Below are 18,850 nucleotides of genomic sequence, written 5' to 3' on the forward strand. Positions count from 1 at the left end.
GCCGCTCGCTCATGTCCTGGTGCCGGTGGTCGCCGCGGCGACGGGCGTCGCGGCCGGGGTCGCGGAGTGCCCGCCCAGCCCGAGGACCAGCCCGGCCCCGACGGCCGCGGCGGCGACGAGCCCGCCGATGGCGAGGGCGACGGTCCGGCCGGTGTGGGAGCGCGGCGCGGCCGCCTCGCCGGAGCGGCGGACCTCGGCGCGGTGCGGGTCACCCTCCCGCCCCGCCCCGTGGAGAGCCGTCCAGTAGTCGTAGCCGAGGCCGTAGCCGTAGCAGTCCATGCCGGCGAGGGCGTAGGCCCAGCTCCCGGGGCGTGTGCCCGCCGGAGCCGGCCCTTCCTGGGGCCTCCCGTTCCGGGGCTCCTCGGGACCCTGTGGGGTGGGGTCGGTGACGGTCGTGCTCACGGCGGTCCTCCTCCAGGCGGGTGGGGCGGGCCGGGCCGGTGCGCCCCCGATGCCCCTGACCCTGCTCCCGCTCCGGCCCCCGTCCCGTCCCGCCGACGGTGGACGTACCGCCTGATCCCGCCGTCCCCCGATCACCCGACGCCCGGGCCCGTACGTACCTCTACGCAGCGACAGCAGGCCGTCGGCGGGGGCATCCTGGTCGGTCGGACGGACGAGGAGGTCGAGATGGCGAAGTTCGTGTTCTTCTTCAGCTACAGCCCCGACGCCTGGAACCGGTTGGTGATGAAGCCCCAGGACCGCACCTCGGTCGTCCGCAACGCGCTCGAGCAGCACGGCGGGCGGCTCGAGGCGCTGTACTACATGTTCGGCGGCCAGGACGGCATGGTGATCTTCGATGCCCCCGACTCCCGGTCGGCCGCCGCGCTCTCGCTCGCGGTGACCTCGTCCGGGGCCTTCACCCACCACGAGACCCGGGAGCTGATCACGCCCGCCGAGCTGGTCGAGGTCCTGGAGAAGGCGGGGGCGACGGCCCAGTCGTACGTCCGGCCCGGGGACTGAAGCCCGGGCCCGGACGCGACGGCACGACGCACGCCCTGCCGGCATGCGTCGTGCCGTCGTGCGGTCGTTCCGGAGGTCAGATCGGGAAACGCAGGGTGGCGGCCAGGCCGTCGGCCAGCTCCCCGTTCGCGAGGAGCCCGGTCTCCGGGGCTTCCTCGCCCGCGGCGTCCGCGGCCTCCCGGGCCTGCTCCTCCGCCTGCCGCGCGTCGTCGAGCCGGTCCCGGCCGCGGACGACGTCCGGGTCGTCGAGCCGCACGAGCTGCCCGCTCTGGCACGCGACCGCGCGGATGATCGCGGACACGGCGGGGACCTGGTGCGTCTCGGTGACGTTCAGCGCCTCCAGCTCCTCGCGCTGCACGCCGAGGTGCGTGGGCTCGTTCCCGGCCCACAGCTCGGCGTCCGTGAGGATCGCGGGATCGAGGAACAGGGTGTCGACGGCCTCGGCCCGCACCGCGGCCACGACGTCCGCCAGGCCGGTCACGGCCTGCCCGTCCGGCCGCCCGGCGAGCTGGCGGTAGTGCGCGTAGGACTCGCGGCGCCGGGCGTCGAGCAGGTCCTCGACGGCCGCGGCCACGGTGTCCGGCACCTCGTCGGGCGAGGCGCCCGCCGTGTGCTCGACCTCCGCGACGATCCGCGCGGACCGCTCGGGCAGCGCGTCGACCAGGCGGGAGCGCGCCGGCGAGTCCCCGAGCACCACCAGGACCTGGGCGCCGCACGCCCGGACGCGCTCGTCCACCCGGGCCGCGACGTCGGCGGTGTTCTCCCGCCAGGTCTCCTCCACGTGCTCCTGCATGTTCAGGTGCGCGAGGCCGCCGCCGCGCACCTTGTGCACCGGCCTGCTGCGGCCCTTGACCTCCTCCGGCGCGGCGTCGCCCGGGGCGAGCACCTCACCGCCGGAGTCGTGGATCCGGACGACCACGACCGGGACCTCCTCGCGGAAGGACTCGGTCACGGCGGCCAGCTCGGGCAGCGGTGACCACGTGGTCACGGAGGTCCGCGGCGGGGCCGGGGTGGTCGCGTCGACCAGGATGCCCTTCTCCGCGGCCACCAGGATCCGGCCGCCGGTGCCCTCCGGCGGTGGCGCGTCGGCCAGCGCGGCGTCGACGGCGTCGACGACGGTCTCCGGCGCGCCCTGCCCCGCCAGCTCCTCCCGGACGCCGCGGCGCCGGAGCTCGTCCTGGCGCCCCGCGTCCTCGGTGTCGTGGGTGACGTCGAGCAGCACGGTGGCGAAGGGGCCGGGGGCGGCGCAGGCGTCGCGCAGCCAGTCGAGTCGCACGGGGTTCCTCCCGTTCCGGGCGCCGCGCCGGGCGGGCCCTGTCGAGCGGACACGGTCGGAGGCGGCGGTACCCGGTGGGCCTGGGGCGAAACGGCGCGGACCCCGGCGGCGGCCGGTGGAACGGTGGGCGGCACGGCGGCTGCACAGCGGCGGCACGGCGGCCGCAGCGCGGCCGCACGGCGGGAACTTCACCCGCGCGGGTGATTTCCGGTCCCGCAGCGTGCCCGCTCCATCCTGGACCGTAACGGTGCACCGCAACGTGACGAACCCGACGGTGATCACGCGGGGGTGATCGTCGGGGCGGTGGGAGGAGCGGGGTGGGCGGACTCTCGCTCGTCGACGGGTGGCTGCCGGTGGTGCTGCTGGCCGTCGGCGGGGTCGCGCTGTTCGCGTTGCTGACGCGGTGGGGCCGCGGCGCGGTCGTCTCCGTGGTCCTGGCCGTGCTGGTCGCGGCACTGGTCTTCGCGGGGCTGAACCCGCTCGTGGTCGACGGGCTGGACCTCCTTCCCGAGCCGCTCCCCCGGCAGGTGCTGATCTGGCTCGCGCTCGGTGTCGGCGGGATCGCGCTCGCGGTGGGGTCGCTGTTCGGCACCAGCCCGGGCCGGAAGGTCCTCGCGCTCGTCTGCGGGCTGCTGGTGCTCGTGAGCGCGGCCTCCCAGGTCAACGTCTACTTCGAGCAGTACCCCACCGTCTCCGCCCTGGCCGGCACGGGCGACGAGCGCTCCTTCGCGGGCGGGCACGACGCCGCGTCCCGCCCCATGACCACGCCGGTCGCCTCACGGTGGACGGGTCCGGCGACGGTGCCGTCGAGCATCGAGAGCGCGCCGATCCCCGGGACCGTCAGCGGGTTCACCGCGCGGGACGCCCAGCTGTACCTCCCCGCCGCCTACAACTCGCCGAACGCGCCGCTGCTGCCGGTGCTCGTCCTGGTCGCCGGCCAGCCGGGGGGTCCCCAGGACTGGGTCGTCGGGGGCACCCTTCAGGCGTTGATGGACGACGTGGCGCAGCGGCACGGCGGCCTCGCGCCGGTCACCGTCGTCGTCGACCCGAACGGGGCGGACGGGAACAACACGATGTGCATGGACTCGGACATCGCGAAGGCCGACACCTATCTGTCGGTCGACGTGCCGCGGTGGATCGAGGCCAACCTCGGGATCGACTCGAACCACGCGCACTGGGCCTTCGGCGGCTGGTCCTTCGGCGGCACCTGCGCCGTGCAGATGGCGACCCGGCACCCGGACCTCTACCCGAACTTCGTCGACATGGCGGGCGAGCGCGAGCCCGCGATCAGCGCCGACCGGACGCAGACGATCCAGAGGGCGTTCCACGGCGACACCGCGGCGTTCGACGCGCTCACGCCGCTGACCCTGCTCGCGGAGCGGAGGTACCCCGAGGTGTGGGGCTACTTCGCCTGCGGCGGGGACGAACAGGAGGTGGGGGCATGGCAGACCGAGGTCTCGACGGCCGCGCAACGGGCCGGGATGACGGTGCGGACGCAGGTCGTGCCGGGTCAGGGGCACTCGTGGGCGGTGCCGCACGCGTCGCTCCCGCCGGCGATGGACTTCCTGGGGCCGCGACTGGGCCTGACGGCCCCGACCGGGGGGTGAGCGGGGCGGAGGAGACCACCCCTGCCGCCCCCGGTGCGACGCCGCCGAACACGCCGCCGGCGGGCACGGACACGACACCCGCGGCCACGACAGCCGCGGAGAAGGCACCGGCGGACAAGGCACCGGGTCCGCCGCCCACCGCCCCGGTGACCGCGGAGGCCGCACCGCCGGCGTCGGCGCCGCTGCCCGCGGCCGCCGGCCGCACGGCCCCCTTCGAGGTCTGGGCCTCCCGGCTGACCGCCGCCCTTCCGCAGGCCTGGCGACGGATGCCGTTCACGATCACGGTGATCGCGCTGACCCTGCTCCTCGGCCTGGTGGGGCGCACGATCTGGCGCCCGCTCTGGCAGGAGGGCTGGTTCCCGCAGGTCGCCTACGGCGTGCCGGCGCTGCAGGAGGGCCGGGTCTGGACGCTGTTCACCGGCTGGTTCTTCGCGATCACGCCCGGCCAGTACGTGACCGGGCTGCTGCTGTTCGCGGTGGTCGTGGGCGCGTGCGAGATCCGGATGGGCACCCGGGTCGTGGCGGTCACCGCCCTGGCCGGCGAGATCGGCGGCGTGCTGCTGGCGTCGCTGCTGGTCTGGGCGCTGTCGCACACGTCGTGGCCCTGGGCGGTGCACCTCGCGACCGTGCGCGACGCCGGGTTCACCACCGGCGCGCTGACCGTCCTCGCGGTCACCACGGCCGCGCTCCGCTCGCCCTGGCGGCTGCGGATCCGGGCGCTGCTCGGCTTCTACGTCCTGGTCGGGTTCCTGTTCGAGGGCACGCTGTCCGACGTCGCGCACCTCATCGCCGTCGGCGTCGGGTTCGGGGTGGGCCAGCGGCTGTTCGCGGTGGAGCCCGGCTTCGGGCCGCGCACCCGGCGGGAGACGCGGCTGCTGGCCTTCGCCGGACTCCTCGCCATCGCGCTGACCGAGCTCGTCGTGCTGCTGTTCCCCGGCCGCGGCCCGTTCGGCGAGACTGCCGGGCGGGCGACCTCGCTGCTCGACGTCCTGATCGACCTCGTGATCGTCGGGATCGTCGCGAACGCGCTGCGGCTCGGCAAGCGCTGGGCGTGGTGGGTCACCGTCGTGCTCGGCACGCTGAACGTGCTGGTCGCGGTGGCCGCCGTCGTCATCCTCCTGGTGGGCGGCGTGGTGACCGACGAGGCGATCACCCTCGGCACCGGGGTGCTCTGGCTCGCCGTGCTGGTCGTGCTGCTGTTCAACCGGCGGGCCTTCCGGGTCCCGATCCGACGCCGGGTGCCGGGCGGGGTCGCCGCGGACGAGGGCGACGCGCTCGTGCGCGCCCGCGCCCTGCTCACCTCGGTGGGCGGCTCGACGATGTCCTGGATGACGCTGTGGCCGGAGATGCGCTTCTACTTCCTGCGGGACGGCCGCGGCTACGTCGGTTACCAGCGGCACGCGGGGATCGCGCTCGCCCTCGCCGACCCGGTGGCCCCGCAGGGCACCATCGCCGCGGCGGTCACCGAGTTCACCGAGGACGCCGAGCGGGGCGGGCTCACGCCCTGCCTGTTCTCGGTGACCGACACCGCCGCCGAGGCCGCCCGGGCCGCGGGCTGGCGGACGGTGCAGATCGCCGAGGACACCCTCATCGACCTGCCCGGAATCGCCTTCAAGGGCAAGAAGTGGCAGGACATCCGCACCGCGCTGAACAAGGCCAGGCGCGAGGGCATCGAGTTCCGGGTGGTCACGCTGGCCGAGCAGTCCTTCGCGGTCCTCGCGCAGGTGCGGGCGATCTCGGAGGAGTGGGTGGGCGACAAGGGCCTGCCGGAGATGGGCTTCACCCTCGGTGGGGTCGACGAGGCGCTGGATCCGGCCGTGAAGGTCGGGCTGGCGATCGACGCCGGCGGCAGCGTCCACGGCGTGACCTCCTGGCTGCCGGTCTACGCCGAGGGCGGCCGGGTCCGCGGCTGGACCCTCGACGTCATGCGGCGGCGGACGGACGGGTTCCGCTCGGCGATGGAGTTCATGATCGCGTCCGCGTGCCTCGCGTTCGGCAAGGAGGGCTACGAGTTCGTGTCCCTGTCCGGCGCCCCGCTCGCCCGGGGCGACGACCCGGTGCAGCTCGACCGCACCGACCGGCTGCTGGACAAGCTGGGCGGGGCGCTGGAACCCTTCTACGGATTCCGTTCCCTGCACGCGTTCAAGGCCAAGTTCTCGCCGCGCTACGAACCGGTGCACCTCGCATTCCGTGACGAGGCGGACCTCCCGCGTATCGGAATCGCCCTGACCCGCGCGTATCTGCCCGACGCCACGCCCCGGCAGCTGATCGCGGCGGGTTTCTCCGGGGCCGGCAAGGAGCCCGCGGGCCACTGACCGGGCCTTTCCCTCCTTGAATCTGATGATTCCGGAAGTGGGCCCTTGTGGTGCGGGAATGGGGTGCGCTAGTTTTCCTCCTGCACGGGGGATGCGCACTTGGGGCGCCCTGTCAGGTTCAATTCCTGTGTCCTCCACCAACGTCCGGCCGGGGGCCGATCGCCAGGCGCGATCGGCCCCCGGTCGCGTAGTGGGGCCCGTCGTCGAGAGGCGCGTCATGACCGAGCTCGTTCCGGCGTCCCCCGACTCCCGGCCCGCCGCCCAGCCCGCCCTCACCGCCTCGGCCCGGCACTCGGGCCGCCCGGTGCTCGACGCCGGCCGGGGCCAGCCCAACTGGATCGCCACGACCCCGCGGGCCGCGTTCTTCCGGCTCGGCTCCTTCGCCGTCGAGGAGGCGGGCGCGGCGGGCTCCGCGGCGGCCGGCGACCCGTTCTGGGGCAGCACGCCACCCACCGCCGGCATCGCCGACCGCCTCGCGGCCGCGCTCGCCGGCGACCCGTCGGAGGGCGCGCGGTTCCTGTCCGCGGCCGTCGGCTGGGTGGTCCGCGAGCTCGGCGCCGACCCCGACGCGCTGGTCACCGAGCTGGTCCGGGCGGTGCTCGGCGACGGCTACCCCTCCCCCACGCGGATGCTCCGGCACTGCGAGCTGGTGCTGGAGCGCTACCTCGTCGAGGTCACCGGCGTGGAGCCCGGGCCGCCCGGGCGGTTCCACGTCTTCGGCACCGAGGGTGGCGCCGCGGCGATGGCCTACACCTTCCGCTCGCTGAAGGAGAACGGCCTGGTCTCGCCGGGCGACAAGATCGCGATCGCGGCCCCGGTGTTCACCCCCTACCTGCAGATCCCGGCGCTCGCGGACTTCGGCTTCGAGATCGTGGAGATCCGGGCCGCGGCGAACAAGCCGTACCGGTTCGACGAGGGCGTCCTGCAGGCGCTGCGGGACCCGGCGATCAAGGCCTTCGTGGTGATCAACCCGGGCAATCCCGACACCCGCGCGATCCGGCCCGAGCGGCTGCGCGAGGTCCGCGACCTCGTCCACCACCACCGCCCGGACCTGGTGATCGTGGCCGACACGGTGTACGCGACCTTCGTCGAGGACTTCCGCGGGATGCTCGCCGAGGTGCCGCGCAACGTGATCTGCCTGCACTCCTTCTCGAAGAACTTCGGCGCGACGGGCAACCGGCTCGGGTTCGCCGCGGTCGCCGCGGACACCGTGCTCGACGACATCCTCGCCGGCCGCACCGGTCCGGCGCGGGCGGCGGCGGACCGCCGGTACTCCTCGCTCACCCCGGACTCCGGGACCCTGCCCTTCCTGGCCCGCATGGTGGCCGACAGCCGCGAGGTCGCGCTGCACAACATCGCCGGGCTCGCGACGCCCGACCAGGTGCAGATGGCCCTGTTCGCGCTCGGGCACGTCATGCCGGAGGGCGCCGCGCACGCGTCGTCGCTGCGGGCGGAGCTGCGGGACCGGCTGGCCGCCCTGCTCGGCCCACTGGCGGTCGAGGCGCCCGGCGGACAGGACACGCTCTACTACGCGCTGATCGACCTCACCGCGGTCGCACGCGTGCGGCACGGCGAGGCCGGCGCGGAGCGGCTGCGGGCGGCGGACCCTCGCCGGGTGCCCGAGCTGCTGGCGCACGACCACGGCGTCGTCGTGCTGCCGGGCGCCGGGTACGGGGCCCTGACGTGGGACGTCCGGGTGTGTCTGGCCGCGCTGCCGGGCGAGTCGCTGGTCCGGGTCGGCGAGGCGATCACCCGGGTCGTCGACGAGCTCGTGGGCTGACCGCGATCCGACCGGACCGACCGGGCCGGCCGACCGGGCCGGCCGACCCGACCGACCGACCCGACCGACCCGGCCGCCGGGTCGCGGTCAGACGGCCGCGCGGGAGCGGTCGCGCTGGGCGTCCATCAGGCCGTCGAACACGATCCGCCAGTCCTCGGCCAGCGGGTAGCCCCTGCGCGTCGCCTCCTCCAGGCTGAGCTCGATCGGCATGCCGAAGGTGTCGTGCAGCTCGAACAGGTGCTCGCCCGTCACGACCTCGCCCTGCCGGTTGAGCCGGCGCAGCATCGACAGACCCTTGCGCAGGGTCCGCGCGAACTGCTTCTCCTCCTTCTGCAGCACCGCGACGATCTGCGCCTCCTGCTCGGCCACCTCCGGGTAGACGTCGGCGAAGAGCTTCCCGATGATCGGGACCACGTCCGCCGCCACGCCCGCGGTGAGCTCGAGGTCCAGGCCGAAGCGCAGCGCGCGGCGGACCAGCCGGCGCATGACGTAGCCCTGCTTCGTGTTCCCCGGCTTCACCCCGTCCGCGGCGAGGAACGTCGCGCCGCGGAGGTGGTCGGCCACGACCCGCATCGCGTGCACGACCTCGGGGGCGCCGCCGTCGTAGGACTTGCCGGAGATCTCCTGCAGCTTCTCGACGATCGGCCACAGCAGGCTGACCCGGTAGACGTCCGGGCTGTCGATCGCGGCCGCGGCGATGCGCTCCAGCCCGCCGCCGAAGTCCACGTTGTGCCGGGGCAGTTCGGCGACGCCCGACGCGGTTCGCCGGTAGGTCATGAAGACCGAGTTGCCGATCTCCATGTACTGCCCGCCGTCGGAGTTCTGGTGCGGGTGGCGGCCGTACCGGGTGTCGTGCTCCACCTGCGGGAAGTAGTAGAAGACCTCGGAGTCCGGGCCGCCCGGGTCGCCGACGGGCATCTCGTCCGGGCCGCCGAACCGGCTCCACCAGTTCTTGTCCCCGTAGAACGCGATCCGGGCGCCCTGGTTGCCGTGCTCGTTGCCGTACTCCTCGGTGCCGAGGTCGATGCGCCGGCACTCGATGCCGCGCTCGGCGAACAGCCGCTCCCAGATCTCGGCGCTCTCCTCGTCGCGCGGGATCCCGTGCACGGGATCGCCGAGGAAACAGGTCACGTAGAGCCGGTTCGGATCCAGCCCCACGACGTCGACCAGGAAATGGAACACGCGGGGGATCTGCTCGGCCTTCTCGTAGTCGCCGAGGCTCCAGTTCCCGAGCATCTCGAAGAAGGTGGTGTGCCGGTTGTCGCCGACCTCGTCCATGTCCTGGGCCCGCAGGCAGGGCTGGACGTCGGCGAGCCGGGCGCCCTGCGGGTGGTCCGCACCCAGCAGATACGGCAGCAGCGGCTGCATCCCGGAACCGGTGAACAGGGTGGTGGGATCGTCGCGCAGGACGATCGGCGCGCGCGTCACGATGGCGTGGCGGTCCCGGGCGAGTACGTCCAGGAACGCCCGGCGGATCTCCTGTGCGTCCATTCTCCCGACCCTGCCAGCGCGATCACCCGGACCATAAGGTCAGAACGGGGTACAGCCCGGCCGGAATTGCACCATTCGTCACGCCCGGTCGTGCAGGAATCGCGTGCGGTAACGGATCGCGACCAGCAGCAGGAGCAGTTCCACGACCACCGCGACCACCACGAGCTCGGCGTCGAGGTACCCGAGGGCCACGTTCACCCCGGCCAGGGCGATCACCAGCCCGGCCCGGCACAGCGCGGTGCCGGCGCGGTCGCGGCCGACCAGCAGCGCGACGGCGGCCAGGACGAGGAGGATGCCGACCACCGCCTCCCCGGCCGACGCGAGGACGAGCGCCGGTGGCCGGGTGCCCGGTGCGACGGCCCGGTCGTCGAGCACGATCTGCACGTCCGGCGCGGCGCTGAGCAGCGCGATCAACACGGCGAGACCGACCAGCGAGAGCAGGCCGAGCACGGCCGAGCAGATCGCGAGCAGCAGGCGATGGACCCAGCGCGGCAGCAGCACGCGTTCGGCCCGGGCGAGCGCGCCGCGCACCGTCCCGAGCCGGTCGCGGGGCGCCTCGACGGGCGCGGCGTCGACCTCCGGCTGCACGGCACCGGCGAGCGCCGCCAGGTCGGGGCGTTCCCGTTGGGCCCGCAGCGCGTCGAGGTCGCGCAGCAGCCCGCTGCGGTCGGCGGGCCGCAGCGGCCCGTCGGCCAGGTCCTTCAGCCGGACGACGACGGCGTACGTCAGCTCGCGCGGCCGGCCGCGCGGCACGCGGCGGGCCAGGACCACGACGCCGAGCACCGCCAGGAAGGTGCTGTAGATGATCGGCGCGGCGAGCGGGGTGAAGTAGTCGTTGCGGCGGGTGATGAACTTGCCGACCTCGTCGACGAACAGCCCCGAACCCACGCCGACGCAGACCGCCGTGGCCGGCTGCACCCAACGGTTGCTCCAGAGCAGCGCCACGACGCCCCCGGCCAGCAGGAGCAGCCCGCCCCACAACGCGTGCGCGAGGTGGTACTCGCCGCCGCCGATCTGCGGATAGCCGGTCAGCGCGAGGTAGAGCCGGGTCACCACCACCGTCACGCCGAACGCCACGGCCAGCAGCCGCACGGTCTGCACCGCGTCGTCACGCACCACGGGACCGCGGAGGCGGGTGGTGGGCGCGGTCGGGATCGCCGGGGTGGTGGGAGGAGCGGGTCCGGGAGCAGCGGCATCCGTCGCCGTCGCGCCGTCCGATCCCGGATCAGCAGGAGCCGCAGCGGTGGGTGTGGTGGCGGCCTCCGTGACCGTGCCGCCGTCGCGGGCGGTCGACGTCGGACGGGCGCGTTCCGGCCCGGGCTCCCCGGGCTGTGCCGTCGCCGTCATCGCACCTCCCCCGGGCCATGCGGCCGTGTGGCGGACGACGGTAGCGATCGGGCGCCGGGCGCGACAGCCCCGTGCCCGCCGGAAGGGCCCGGACCGGCGCATGATCGTCGAACGTGGACCGCGAGCGTCGGAATCCGACCCTGCCGGTCCTGAGACGACGATCATGGAGCGCGGATCAGGGTTCGGCGAGCCAGACGACACCCAGCGCGGGCAGGTGGGCGCGGCCCTCCCGGACCTCGACCGGCCCGTCGGAGGACAGCACCGTGTCCAGCCCGATGACCAGACCGGCGTCGACCGAGGCCGGGTGCTCGGCGAAGTTCGCCAGCCCGAGGAAGGAGCCGCTGCGGGGGTGGCGGCGGCGCCAGGCCAGGACGTGCGGGTCGTCGAGCACGAGCACGTCGGCGGGCGCGCCGGCGTGCAGGGCAAGCTGCTCCGCGCGGACCGCGGCGAGCCGGCGCATCCAGGCGAAGACCCGGCCCTCGACCGAGGTGGGGTCGTGCCGGCGTGCGAAGGCGCCGTCGTCGAGCCAGGGCCGGTGCATCCAGCGGTTGTCCGCGGCGAGCGCGGGGTGCTCGAGGTAGGAGCGGTCGTTGCGCAGCGCGAGCTCGTCGCCCATGTACAGCAGGGGCACGCCGCCGTAGGCGTAGGCGATCGCGTAGAGCAGCACCAGCCGCCGGATTCCGGCCTCCAGCCCGGCGCCGTCGCCGACCGCGAGGGCCTGCTCGATGCCGCAGAGCGCGGCCGCGCTGCCGGAGATGCGGGCGTCGCCGGTCTCCGGGTTCTCCTGGAACAGCGCGCCGCGGGCGAAGGAGCCCGGGAACCGCCCGGAGTAGAAGTCGTTCAGGAAGCGCCTGTGGGCCGGGCCGGTCCAGCCGACGGCGGCGGCGTCGACGTCGCTGACCGCCCACCCGATGTCGTCGTGGCAGCGGACGTAGGTGGCCCAGGAGGCGTCGAGCGGGATCGGGTCCATGCGCCGCAGCGCCTGCACCGCGAGCCGTGCATCCTTGGTGGCCAGGCAGGACCAGAGCAGCACCATGAGCTGGTTGTGGTAGGCCAGCTCGCACTCGGGGCGGTGCCGTGGGTGCCCGCCCAGGTAGGGCACGAGGTCCTCCGGCGCCACGATCGCCTCGGCCTTGAACACCGTCGCCGGTGCCGCGAGCTTCACCGCGCTGTGCAGGGCCTGCAGGATGTCGTGCACCTCCGGCTGGTTCTGGCAGGTCGTGCCCAGCCGCTTGCCCATGAACGGCACGGCGTCCATCCGGAAGATCTCGACGCCCCGGTCGGCCAGCGCGAGGATCGTCCCCAGCACGGCCGCGAAGACCTCCGGGTTGGTGTAGTCGAGGTCCCACTGGTAGTCCCAGAAGGTCGTCCACACCCAGCCGCCGGCGCCGCCGCGGGCCTCCGGGACCCAGGTGAAGGAGCCGGGCGCCCGGTCGGGGAAGACGTCCGGGATGGCGGCCTCGTAGGCGTCGGGCAGGGTGCGGTCGGGGAAGGCGGTGTAGAAGCCCGCGTACCGCTCGTCGCCGGCGAGCCAGCCGCGCGCCCACGGGTGCTCCCGCGCGGTGTGGTTGAGCACCAGGTCCACACAGAGGCTCATCCCCCGCGCCCGCAGCGCCGCAGCCAGTTCCTCGAGGTCGCCGAGGGTGCCGAGCCGCGGGTCGACGCTGCCGTAGTCGGCCACGGCGTAGCCGCCGTCGTTCTCCCCCTCGCGTGGGCGCAGCAGCGGCATCAGGTGCAGGTAGGTCACGCCCAGCTCGGCGAGGTGGTCGAGGCGGGCCTGCAGGCCGCGCAGGGTGCCGGCGAAGCGGTCGGTGTACGCGACGTACCCGACCATCCGCGGGTCCTGGTACCAGCGGGGATGCACCTCGCGGCGGCGGTCGAGCTCACGCATGGGCGCCGGGCGGGCGGCCGCGGCGGCGAGGGCCGCGCGAACCAGCCGGGCGGCGAGGGCGTCGGTGTCGTGGCGGTCGCCGTAGAGCGCGTCGAGCGGCAGGTGCAGGTCCGGGAACCACAGCTCGAGCCGGGCGAGGAAGGCGACGGCCTCGGCCCGGCCGAGCGCCTCCTCGGCCTCGGGCCGCAGTATGGGCACGAGGGTGCGCAGGCAGGCGGCGGCCGCGCGGCGCCGCTCGGCGTCGGGACGACGGCGACGCGCGTCGGGGTCCGGCGCGGCACCGGGACGGGACGGCACCGGCCCCTCGCGGTCGATCATCCACTCATCCTGCCGCGCCCCGGCCGCGGCCGCCGGATCGCGCGCCTCGGCGCGGGGCTCTCTCAGCCCCGGTCGTCGACCGTCCAGCGGCGGAGCTCCCGGCCCAGCGCCCCGATCGCCGCGACGCAGACCACGCACGCCGCCCCGCCCGTCGCCGCGGCCGGCCCGGGACCGACCAGGCCCGCCACAAGACCCGCGCGGGCGTTCCCGATTCCCGGCCCGGCCGCCCCGACCACGTACTCCGCGGCGCTGACCCGGCCGAGGTGCGAGTCCGGCGTCGCGAGCTGGACGAGCGTGCCGCGGGAGATCACCGAGACGGTGTCCGCCGCGCCGGCCACGGCGAGGCAGGCCAGGCCGGCCACCAGGCCGTCGACCAGCCCGAAGACCGCGAGTCCGACGCCCCACGTCCCGGCCGCCCACACCATGACGAGCCCCGGCCGGCGCGCCCGCGTGACCGGCCCCGACAACAGGCCGGCGCCGATCCCGCCGGCCGCGATCGCGGAGAGGAACAGCCCGAGCGTGCGCGGGTCGTCGCCGAACCGCTCGGCGTTGAGCGCCGGGAAGAGCGCGACCGGCATCGCGAGGAGCGTCTGCGTGAGGTCGACGGCCAGCGCGGCGCGCAGGGCCGGGGTGCGCAGCAGGATCTCCCAGCCCTCGACGGTGTCGCGCACGCCCGCCGCGAGCCCGCGCCGGACGTCGGCCCGGTCGGGGCGCATCGCCGGGAGCCGGGCGACGCCGTAGAGCGAGAGGGCCGTGGCGGCGGCGTCGAGGGCGTACGCGGCCGTGGTCCCCCAGCCCGCGATCACCACGCCGGCGAGGGCGGGCCCGACGAGCATCGCGCCCTGGAAGGACACGTGGTTCAGCGCGAGCGCGGGGGCGACCTGGTCCCGTGGGAGCAGCCGCGGTACGAAGGTTCGCCGGGCGGAGGAGCCGAGCGCGGTGCAGCCCGTCTGCGCCGCGACCAGGGCCAGGACCAGCGCCCACGACCGCACGCCCACCGCGGCCTGCAGCGCCAGCAGCCCCGCGACGACGGCCGCCGCGGCGCTGGTGAGCAGGACCAGGCGCCGCCGGTCCAGCGCGTCGGCCAGGGTGCCGCCGAGCGTGGCGAACACGGCGATGGGCACGCCGGTCGCGAGCCCCACCACGCCGACCAGCGCCGGGCTCGCCGTCAGCTCCCAGACCTGGGCGAGCACGGCCACCACCGCGACCTGCCCGCTGAAGGCCGACGCCGTCGACCCGATCCAGAGCCGGCGGAAGCCGGCGTGCCCGCGCAGGGGTCGGGTGTCCAGGACCCGGTCGACCGCGCTCACGCGTGCTCCGACCCGGGCAGGTGGGCCCGGATGCGGTCGAGGAAGGGCCGCTCGCGCAGGGCTGCGGCGACGTCGTCGATCACCCGGGTCATCGGGTACGGCAGGGCGGCGTCGAGCTCGGCGAAGGCGGCCTCGGTGGCGCGCCACTCCGCCTCGAGGAAGGGCACGAGCGCGCGGCCCTTCTCGGTGAGCGCGACCTCGCGGGTGCGTGCGTCGGCACCGGGCGCGGTCGCGACCAGCCCCTCCTTGCGCATCTCGGTCACGGTCTGGCTCATCGCCGAGTGCGTGACGTCGATCTGCGCCGCCAGCTGCTTGATCGACATCGGCCCGCGGTGGTGCAGCCGGATCAGCGCCATGCTGAACCGGGTCCGAACTCCCCTGACCCCCCGCTCGGCGTAGAGCTCCGCTATCGCGGAGTCCATGGTGTCGAGGAGGTCCTTGAGGGGCCGCAGCCAGCTCTCGAGGGTGGGGTCGGGCGATGTCACAGCGCTAATATAACAGGCCTGTCGGTTTTCCGGTCAGCGCGGCCGCTACTGCGCCTCCATCCGGCAGGCGCCTACGAGGCGGGCGGCGCGAAGAACTCCAGCGCGATGTTGTCCGGGTCCCGGAAGGAGACGCCCGAGCCGTAGTGCGCGTCGACGATCCCGCCGTGGGCGATGCCCAGCTCGTCGAGCCGCGTCGCCCAGTCCTCCAGCTCGGCACGGTCGGCGCAGGCGAAGGCGACGTGGTCCAGCCCGGTCCGGCGCTCGTCGAACGGGCCGTCCGGCGCGCCGCCGGGGTGGGTGTGCAGCCCGAACAGGTGCCCGTCACCGAGCGCGAAGACGGTGTGGTGGAAGCCGCCGGTGGTCTCGTCCTCGTCGAGCACCGGGTCCGCCCCGAAGAGGGCCGCGTACCAGCGGGTGCTGCGCTCGAGGTCGGTCACCGTGACCGCGGCGTGGGCGAGCGGCGGGAACGGGGCCATGTCTGCCTCCCTGGGGAACACTGATCGACGGTGATCACCCCGAGCATCCCAGCCGTCCTGACCGGCGGCGCCCTCTGTTCGGAGGGTTCCCCCTGCGGGTCCGGCCGGGATCAGGAGCGGACCGAGGCGGCGCGGCGGGCCAGCGCCAGTCGCAGGACCAGCGCCGCGGCGGTGAGCGTCACGATCACCAGCGCGTAGACCTCGGCGGTGATCCGCAGCCCGAACGCGGTGCCGGCGAACCCGGCGGCCACGGCCGGGAGGCTGAAGGCGAGGTAGGAGATCACGTACGCCACGGCGAACAGCGCCCCGCGCTCGTGGGGCGCGGCGATGCGCGCGAAGGTCCCGAAGGTCGCGAGCGCGGCGGCCCCGAACCCCACGCCCGCGATCACGGTGCCGAGCGCCGCGACGGCGACGAGCCCGGTCGTCACGCCGAGGAGCGTCACGAGGGTGCCGAGGCCCAGCAGGGCGGCGGCGGGGGCCAACAGCCGCACCGCCGGCCGCCGGCGCAGCAGGAACGCGGTGATCGAGCCGATGCCGCACAGCAGCGTCACGACGAAGCCGCCGACCAGGTGGTTGCGCAGGTCGAACAGCCCGGCCGCCACCGAGGGCCCGAGCGAGAGGTAGAGGCCCCCGAGCGCCCAGCTGGCGATCATCACCGGCACCACCGGCACGACCTCGGCGCGCAGCCGGGGCGGGACGCCGACCTTGGGGCGCAGCGAGGCCAGCGCGCCCGGACGACGCGCGGCGGTCTCGGGCATGAGCGCCACGACCGCCGCCGCCAGCCCCATCCCGACCAGCAGCAGGGCGTACACGAACTTCGTCGGCGAGGGCCCGAACTCGACCAGCGCGCCGCAGCCCAGCGCACCCAGGGCGAGCCCGCTCGTCGGGACCACGGAGTTGACGACACCGGCCCGCCCCGGCGCGGCCGGGGACTCGAGGTCGACCAGGGCCGCGCCCAGGGTCGTCATCGCGACGCCCGTGGCCACGCCCTGCAGCAGCCGTGCGACCGCGAGCACGACGACGTCCCCGGCCAGCACGAACAGCACCAGTGCGAGGATCTCCAGCAGGATCGCGCCGAACAGCACCGGGCGCCGGCCGACGTGGTCGGACAGCCCGCCCACCACCAGCAGCGAGGCCAGCAGCCCCACGACGTACACGGCGAAGACCACCGTGAGCACGGTCGGGGTGAAGCCCCACAGCTGCTGGTAGACGACATAGAGCGGGGACGGTGCGCTCGACGCCGCCAGGAACAGCCCGACGATCGCGGCCGCCGCCGCGAAGTACGCCGCCCGGCGCCGGACGCCCCCCGCCGCCGGGCCGCTCGCGGCAGTGCCCGGAGTGCTGCCCGGAGTGCTGCCCGGAGTGCTGCCGGTAGTGCTGCCCGGGGCGCTCTCCGCGGTCCCACCGGTCGTGACGGACATGCTTCGCCTCGCAAGTTCGTGCAGCGATCTGTGCGTTAACTTCGACGAAGGTAGCACGAACGCACAGATCGTTGCGTTAGCTTGTCGCAGCGATCGGTGCCATACTCGCCCGCATGGCTGCATCCACGCCGGTCACGCGCCCCCGGACCCCGGGCGCGGCCACCGGGTCCCGCCCCGGCGGACGCTCGGCCCGGGTGCGGGCGGCCGTGCACCGGGCCGTCGAGGAGCTGCTCGCCGAGGAGGTGGGCGACGCGCTGACGATCCCCGTCGTCGCCGCCCGGGCGGGCGTGCACGCCACCACCCTCTACCGCCGCTGGGGCTCGGTCGGCGAGCTGCTGGCCGACGTCGCGACGAGCCGCTTCTCCGGGGACGTCGTCGTCCCCGACACCGGCTCGCTGCGCGGGGACCTGCAGCGGTGGGCGGCCGACGTCGCCACCGACCTCGCGGACCCGGACGTCCTCGCGCTGATGCGCGCCACCCTCGGCGCCGGGGGCGAGCAGGGCGCCTGCGCCTGTCGCGGCGACCGGGAGGACCAGCTCGCGGCGATGATCGAGCGCGAGCGGGCGCGCGGCGGGGCGGTCCCGACCGTCGAGCGCGCGGCGGACGCGCTGCTCGGGCCGCTCTACTACCGGGCGATCTTCACCGGCGAGCCGGGCTCACCGGAGTGGGCCCGGGGGCTCGTCGACCTGCTGCTGCCCGCCTGACGCCCGCCCGGCGGCGGCCCGCTCGGGCAGCCGCGCGGAGTAGATCGAGTAGCCGTCCACCCACCGCGACATGGCCGTCGCGAGGAGCGTCGCGACCATCATCGGCACCATCAGCCCGAACCCGGTGTGGGTCAGCTCCAGCACGAGGGCCAGGCCGGCCAGCGGCGCCTGCATCCCCGCCCCGATCATCGCGGCGGCGCCGATCATCGCGTAGGCGCCGACGGGTGTGCCGGGCCAGAGCAGCGACCACAGCCCGCCCAGGCAGGCGCCGAGGGCGGCACCGCAGGCGAGCGTCGGGGTGAACAACCCGCCGGAGGCGCCGCTGCCCAGGCACAGCACCGTGACCAGCGGCTTGAGCGCGAACAGCGCCGCGAACAGCCAGAGCGCGCCGATCCCCGCGAAGGCCTGCTCGGCGATGTCCTGCCCGTTCCCGTAGAGCTGGGGGAACGCGAGCCCGAGCGCGGCGAGCACCGCGAACGCGGCGAGCGGGGCGACCAGCATCCCCCGGCCCCGTGGCACGCGGTGCGAGGCCCAGGCGATCAGGCGGACGAACACCACGGCGACCAGGCCCGTCAGCACCCCGGCGGGAACCGCCCACACCAGCGCCGACGCGGAGAACGCGAAGTCCGGGAGATCGGCGTAGACCGGGCCGGAGGGCAGCCCGATCCAGGCGGTGAGCGTGGCGACCGCCGAGCAGGCGAGCGCGGGCAGCATCACGGGCAGCCGCACCGCCCCGATCAGCACCTCGGCGGTGAAGAGCGCGCCGCCGAGCGGCACGTTGTACACGCAGGCCAGCCCCGCGCCCGCCCCGCAGGCCACGAGCAGGCGGCGCTGCGGCGTCGTCAGCCCGGCCCGGCCGGCGAGCACCGACCCGCACACCGCGCCCATCAGCTTCGGCGCGGCCTCGCGGCCCAGCGACGCGCCGAGCCCGACCACGGTCACCGAGAGCACCGACGTCCCCGCGCTGCGGCGGAAGCCGAGCCGGCCGTCGCCGGTCCACACGGCGTCGTCGGCGTCCGAGCGGCCGGAGACGTACCGGCGCAGCAGGAACCAACCCACCCCGGCGACCACCGCGGCGACCAGCAAGGGGATCACCCGGCCGGGCCAGGACGCCCGCTCGACGGCGCCCTGGAAGTCCTCGACCGCCCCGGGCCCGAACGCGAGGCGGGCGACCGCGCCGAGGAGCAGCATCAGCACGATCCCGAACAGACCCGCGCCCACCCCGGTCAGCACCACCGTCAGCCAGAAGCGGGCCGTGAGCGGGACGTCGCCGTCCCCGGTGACGTTGGGCTGGTCCGTCGCCCCCCGCCCGGAGGCGATCCGGCGGCGCAGCAGCGGCTGCGGCTGGCGGAGGCGCTCGCTGGGCCGCCCCGCGCCGCGCCCGGACCTGCGGATCCCCACGGCGGACGATCCTGCCCGGACGGGCAGCCGCACCGCGAGACGGGGTGCTGCCCACACCCCGGGGAGGC

At 75.0% G+C, this 18,850-nt stretch carries 15 protein-coding genes; 5 read left to right on the forward strand and 10 right to left on the reverse strand.

The features are described from left to right. Positions 1-9: 9 nt before the first annotated feature. Positions 10-402 carry a hypothetical protein gene (locus tag ABD990_RS11280; protein ID WP_345380315.1) on the reverse strand — a complete coding sequence of 131 codons (393 nt, stop codon included), beginning with the start codon at positions 400-402 and terminating at the stop codon, positions 10-12. Positions 403-627: 225 nt separating this feature from the next. On the opposite strand from ABD990_RS11280, the gene ABD990_RS11285 reads away from it, so the two are divergent. Next, positions 628-960, forward strand: a complete 333-nt coding sequence (locus tag ABD990_RS11285; RefSeq protein ID WP_345380316.1) for a GYD domain-containing protein — start codon at positions 628-630, stop codon at positions 958-960. Between the two features lie 76 nt (positions 961-1,036). Here the strand turns inward: ABD990_RS11285 and ABD990_RS11290 are convergent, their stop codons facing one another. Next, positions 1,037-2,236: a baeRF2 domain-containing protein gene (locus tag ABD990_RS11290; RefSeq protein ID WP_345380317.1), complete on the reverse strand. Its 1,200-nt coding sequence runs from the start codon at positions 2,234-2,236 to the stop codon at positions 1,037-1,039. Positions 2,237-2,553: 317 nt separating this feature from the next. Here ABD990_RS11290 and ABD990_RS11295 point away from each other — a divergent pair, with 317 nt between their 5' ends. The 3 genes from ABD990_RS11295 to ABD990_RS11305 all read left to right on the forward strand — a co-directional run bounded on the left by ABD990_RS11295 (position 2,554) and on the right by ABD990_RS11305 (position 7,938). Next, complete coding sequence (locus ABD990_RS11295) at positions 2,554-3,843, forward strand: alpha/beta hydrolase (protein WP_345380318.1); 1,290 nt, start codon at positions 2,554-2,556, stop codon at positions 3,841-3,843. After that, positions 3,840-6,158 carry a bifunctional lysylphosphatidylglycerol flippase/synthetase MprF gene (locus ABD990_RS11300; RefSeq protein ID WP_345380319.1) on the forward strand — a complete coding sequence of 773 codons (2,319 nt, stop codon included), beginning with the start codon at positions 3,840-3,842 and terminating at the stop codon, positions 6,156-6,158. The genes ABD990_RS11295 and ABD990_RS11300 overlap by 4 nt, the downstream gene beginning before the upstream one ends. A gap of 217 nt (positions 6,159-6,375) precedes the next feature. Further along, entirely contained in the window at positions 6,376-7,938 is a 1,563-nt protein-coding gene (locus tag ABD990_RS11305) for a bifunctional aspartate transaminase/aspartate 4-decarboxylase (RefSeq protein WP_345380321.1), read from the forward strand. An 87-nt stretch (positions 7,939-8,025) separates the two neighbouring features. On the opposite strand, the gene ABD990_RS11310 is transcribed toward ABD990_RS11305, so the two are convergent. The 7 genes from ABD990_RS11310 to ABD990_RS11340 form a co-directional block, all read right to left on the reverse strand. Beyond that, the gene (locus ABD990_RS11310) at positions 8,026-9,429 is read right to left on the reverse strand and encodes an alanine--tRNA ligase-related protein (RefSeq protein ID WP_345380323.1); all 1,404 of its coding nucleotides are present in this window, start codon (positions 9,427-9,429) and stop codon (positions 8,026-8,028) included. Positions 9,430-9,507: 78 nt separating this feature from the next. Next, positions 9,508-10,776: a hypothetical protein gene (locus ABD990_RS11315; protein ID WP_345380326.1), complete on the reverse strand. Its 1,269-nt coding sequence runs from the start codon at positions 10,774-10,776 to the stop codon at positions 9,508-9,510. 175 nt (positions 10,777-10,951) lie between these two features. Next, a complete protein-coding gene (locus ABD990_RS11320; RefSeq protein WP_345380327.1) occupies positions 10,952-12,985 on the reverse strand; it encodes an alpha-amylase family protein in 2,034 nt (677 codons plus the stop codon). A 62-nt stretch (positions 12,986-13,047) separates the two neighbouring features. Further along, complete coding sequence (locus ABD990_RS11325) at positions 13,048-14,295, reverse strand: MFS transporter (RefSeq protein WP_345380329.1); 1,248 nt, start codon at positions 14,293-14,295, stop codon at positions 13,048-13,050. Then, on the reverse strand, positions 14,292-14,780 hold the full coding sequence (locus tag ABD990_RS11330; RefSeq protein WP_345380330.1) for a MarR family winged helix-turn-helix transcriptional regulator: 489 nt from the start codon (positions 14,778-14,780) through the stop codon (positions 14,292-14,294). Before ABD990_RS11330 ends, ABD990_RS11325 begins: the two co-directional genes overlap by 4 nt. 71 nt (positions 14,781-14,851) lie before the next feature. Then, on the reverse strand, positions 14,852-15,256 hold the full coding sequence (locus ABD990_RS11335) for a VOC family protein (protein ID WP_345380331.1): 405 nt from the start codon (positions 15,254-15,256) through the stop codon (positions 14,852-14,854). Positions 15,257-15,366: 110 nt separating this feature from the next. Beyond that, complete coding sequence (locus tag ABD990_RS11340; protein WP_345380333.1) at positions 15,367-16,677, reverse strand: MFS transporter; 1,311 nt, start codon at positions 16,675-16,677, stop codon at positions 15,367-15,369. 113 nt (positions 16,678-16,790) lie between these two features. Between ABD990_RS11340 and ABD990_RS11345 the strand changes: the two genes are divergently transcribed. Then, the gene (locus ABD990_RS11345) at positions 16,791-17,381 is read left to right on the forward strand and encodes a TetR/AcrR family transcriptional regulator (protein WP_345380334.1); all 591 of its coding nucleotides are present in this window, start codon (positions 16,791-16,793) and stop codon (positions 17,379-17,381) included. On the opposite strand, the gene ABD990_RS11350 is transcribed toward ABD990_RS11345, so the two are convergent. Then, positions 17,334-18,782: a chloride channel protein gene (locus tag ABD990_RS11350; protein ID WP_345380335.1), complete on the reverse strand. Its 1,449-nt coding sequence runs from the start codon at positions 18,780-18,782 to the stop codon at positions 17,334-17,336. The genes ABD990_RS11345 and ABD990_RS11350 overlap by 48 nt on opposite strands. Between the last annotated feature and the right edge of the window lie 68 nt (positions 18,783-18,850).

The organism is Pseudonocardia yuanmonensis (assembly GCF_039542425.1).
GTDB classification, from domain to species: Bacteria; Actinomycetota; Actinomycetes; order Mycobacteriales; family Pseudonocardiaceae; genus Pseudonocardia; species Pseudonocardia yuanmonensis.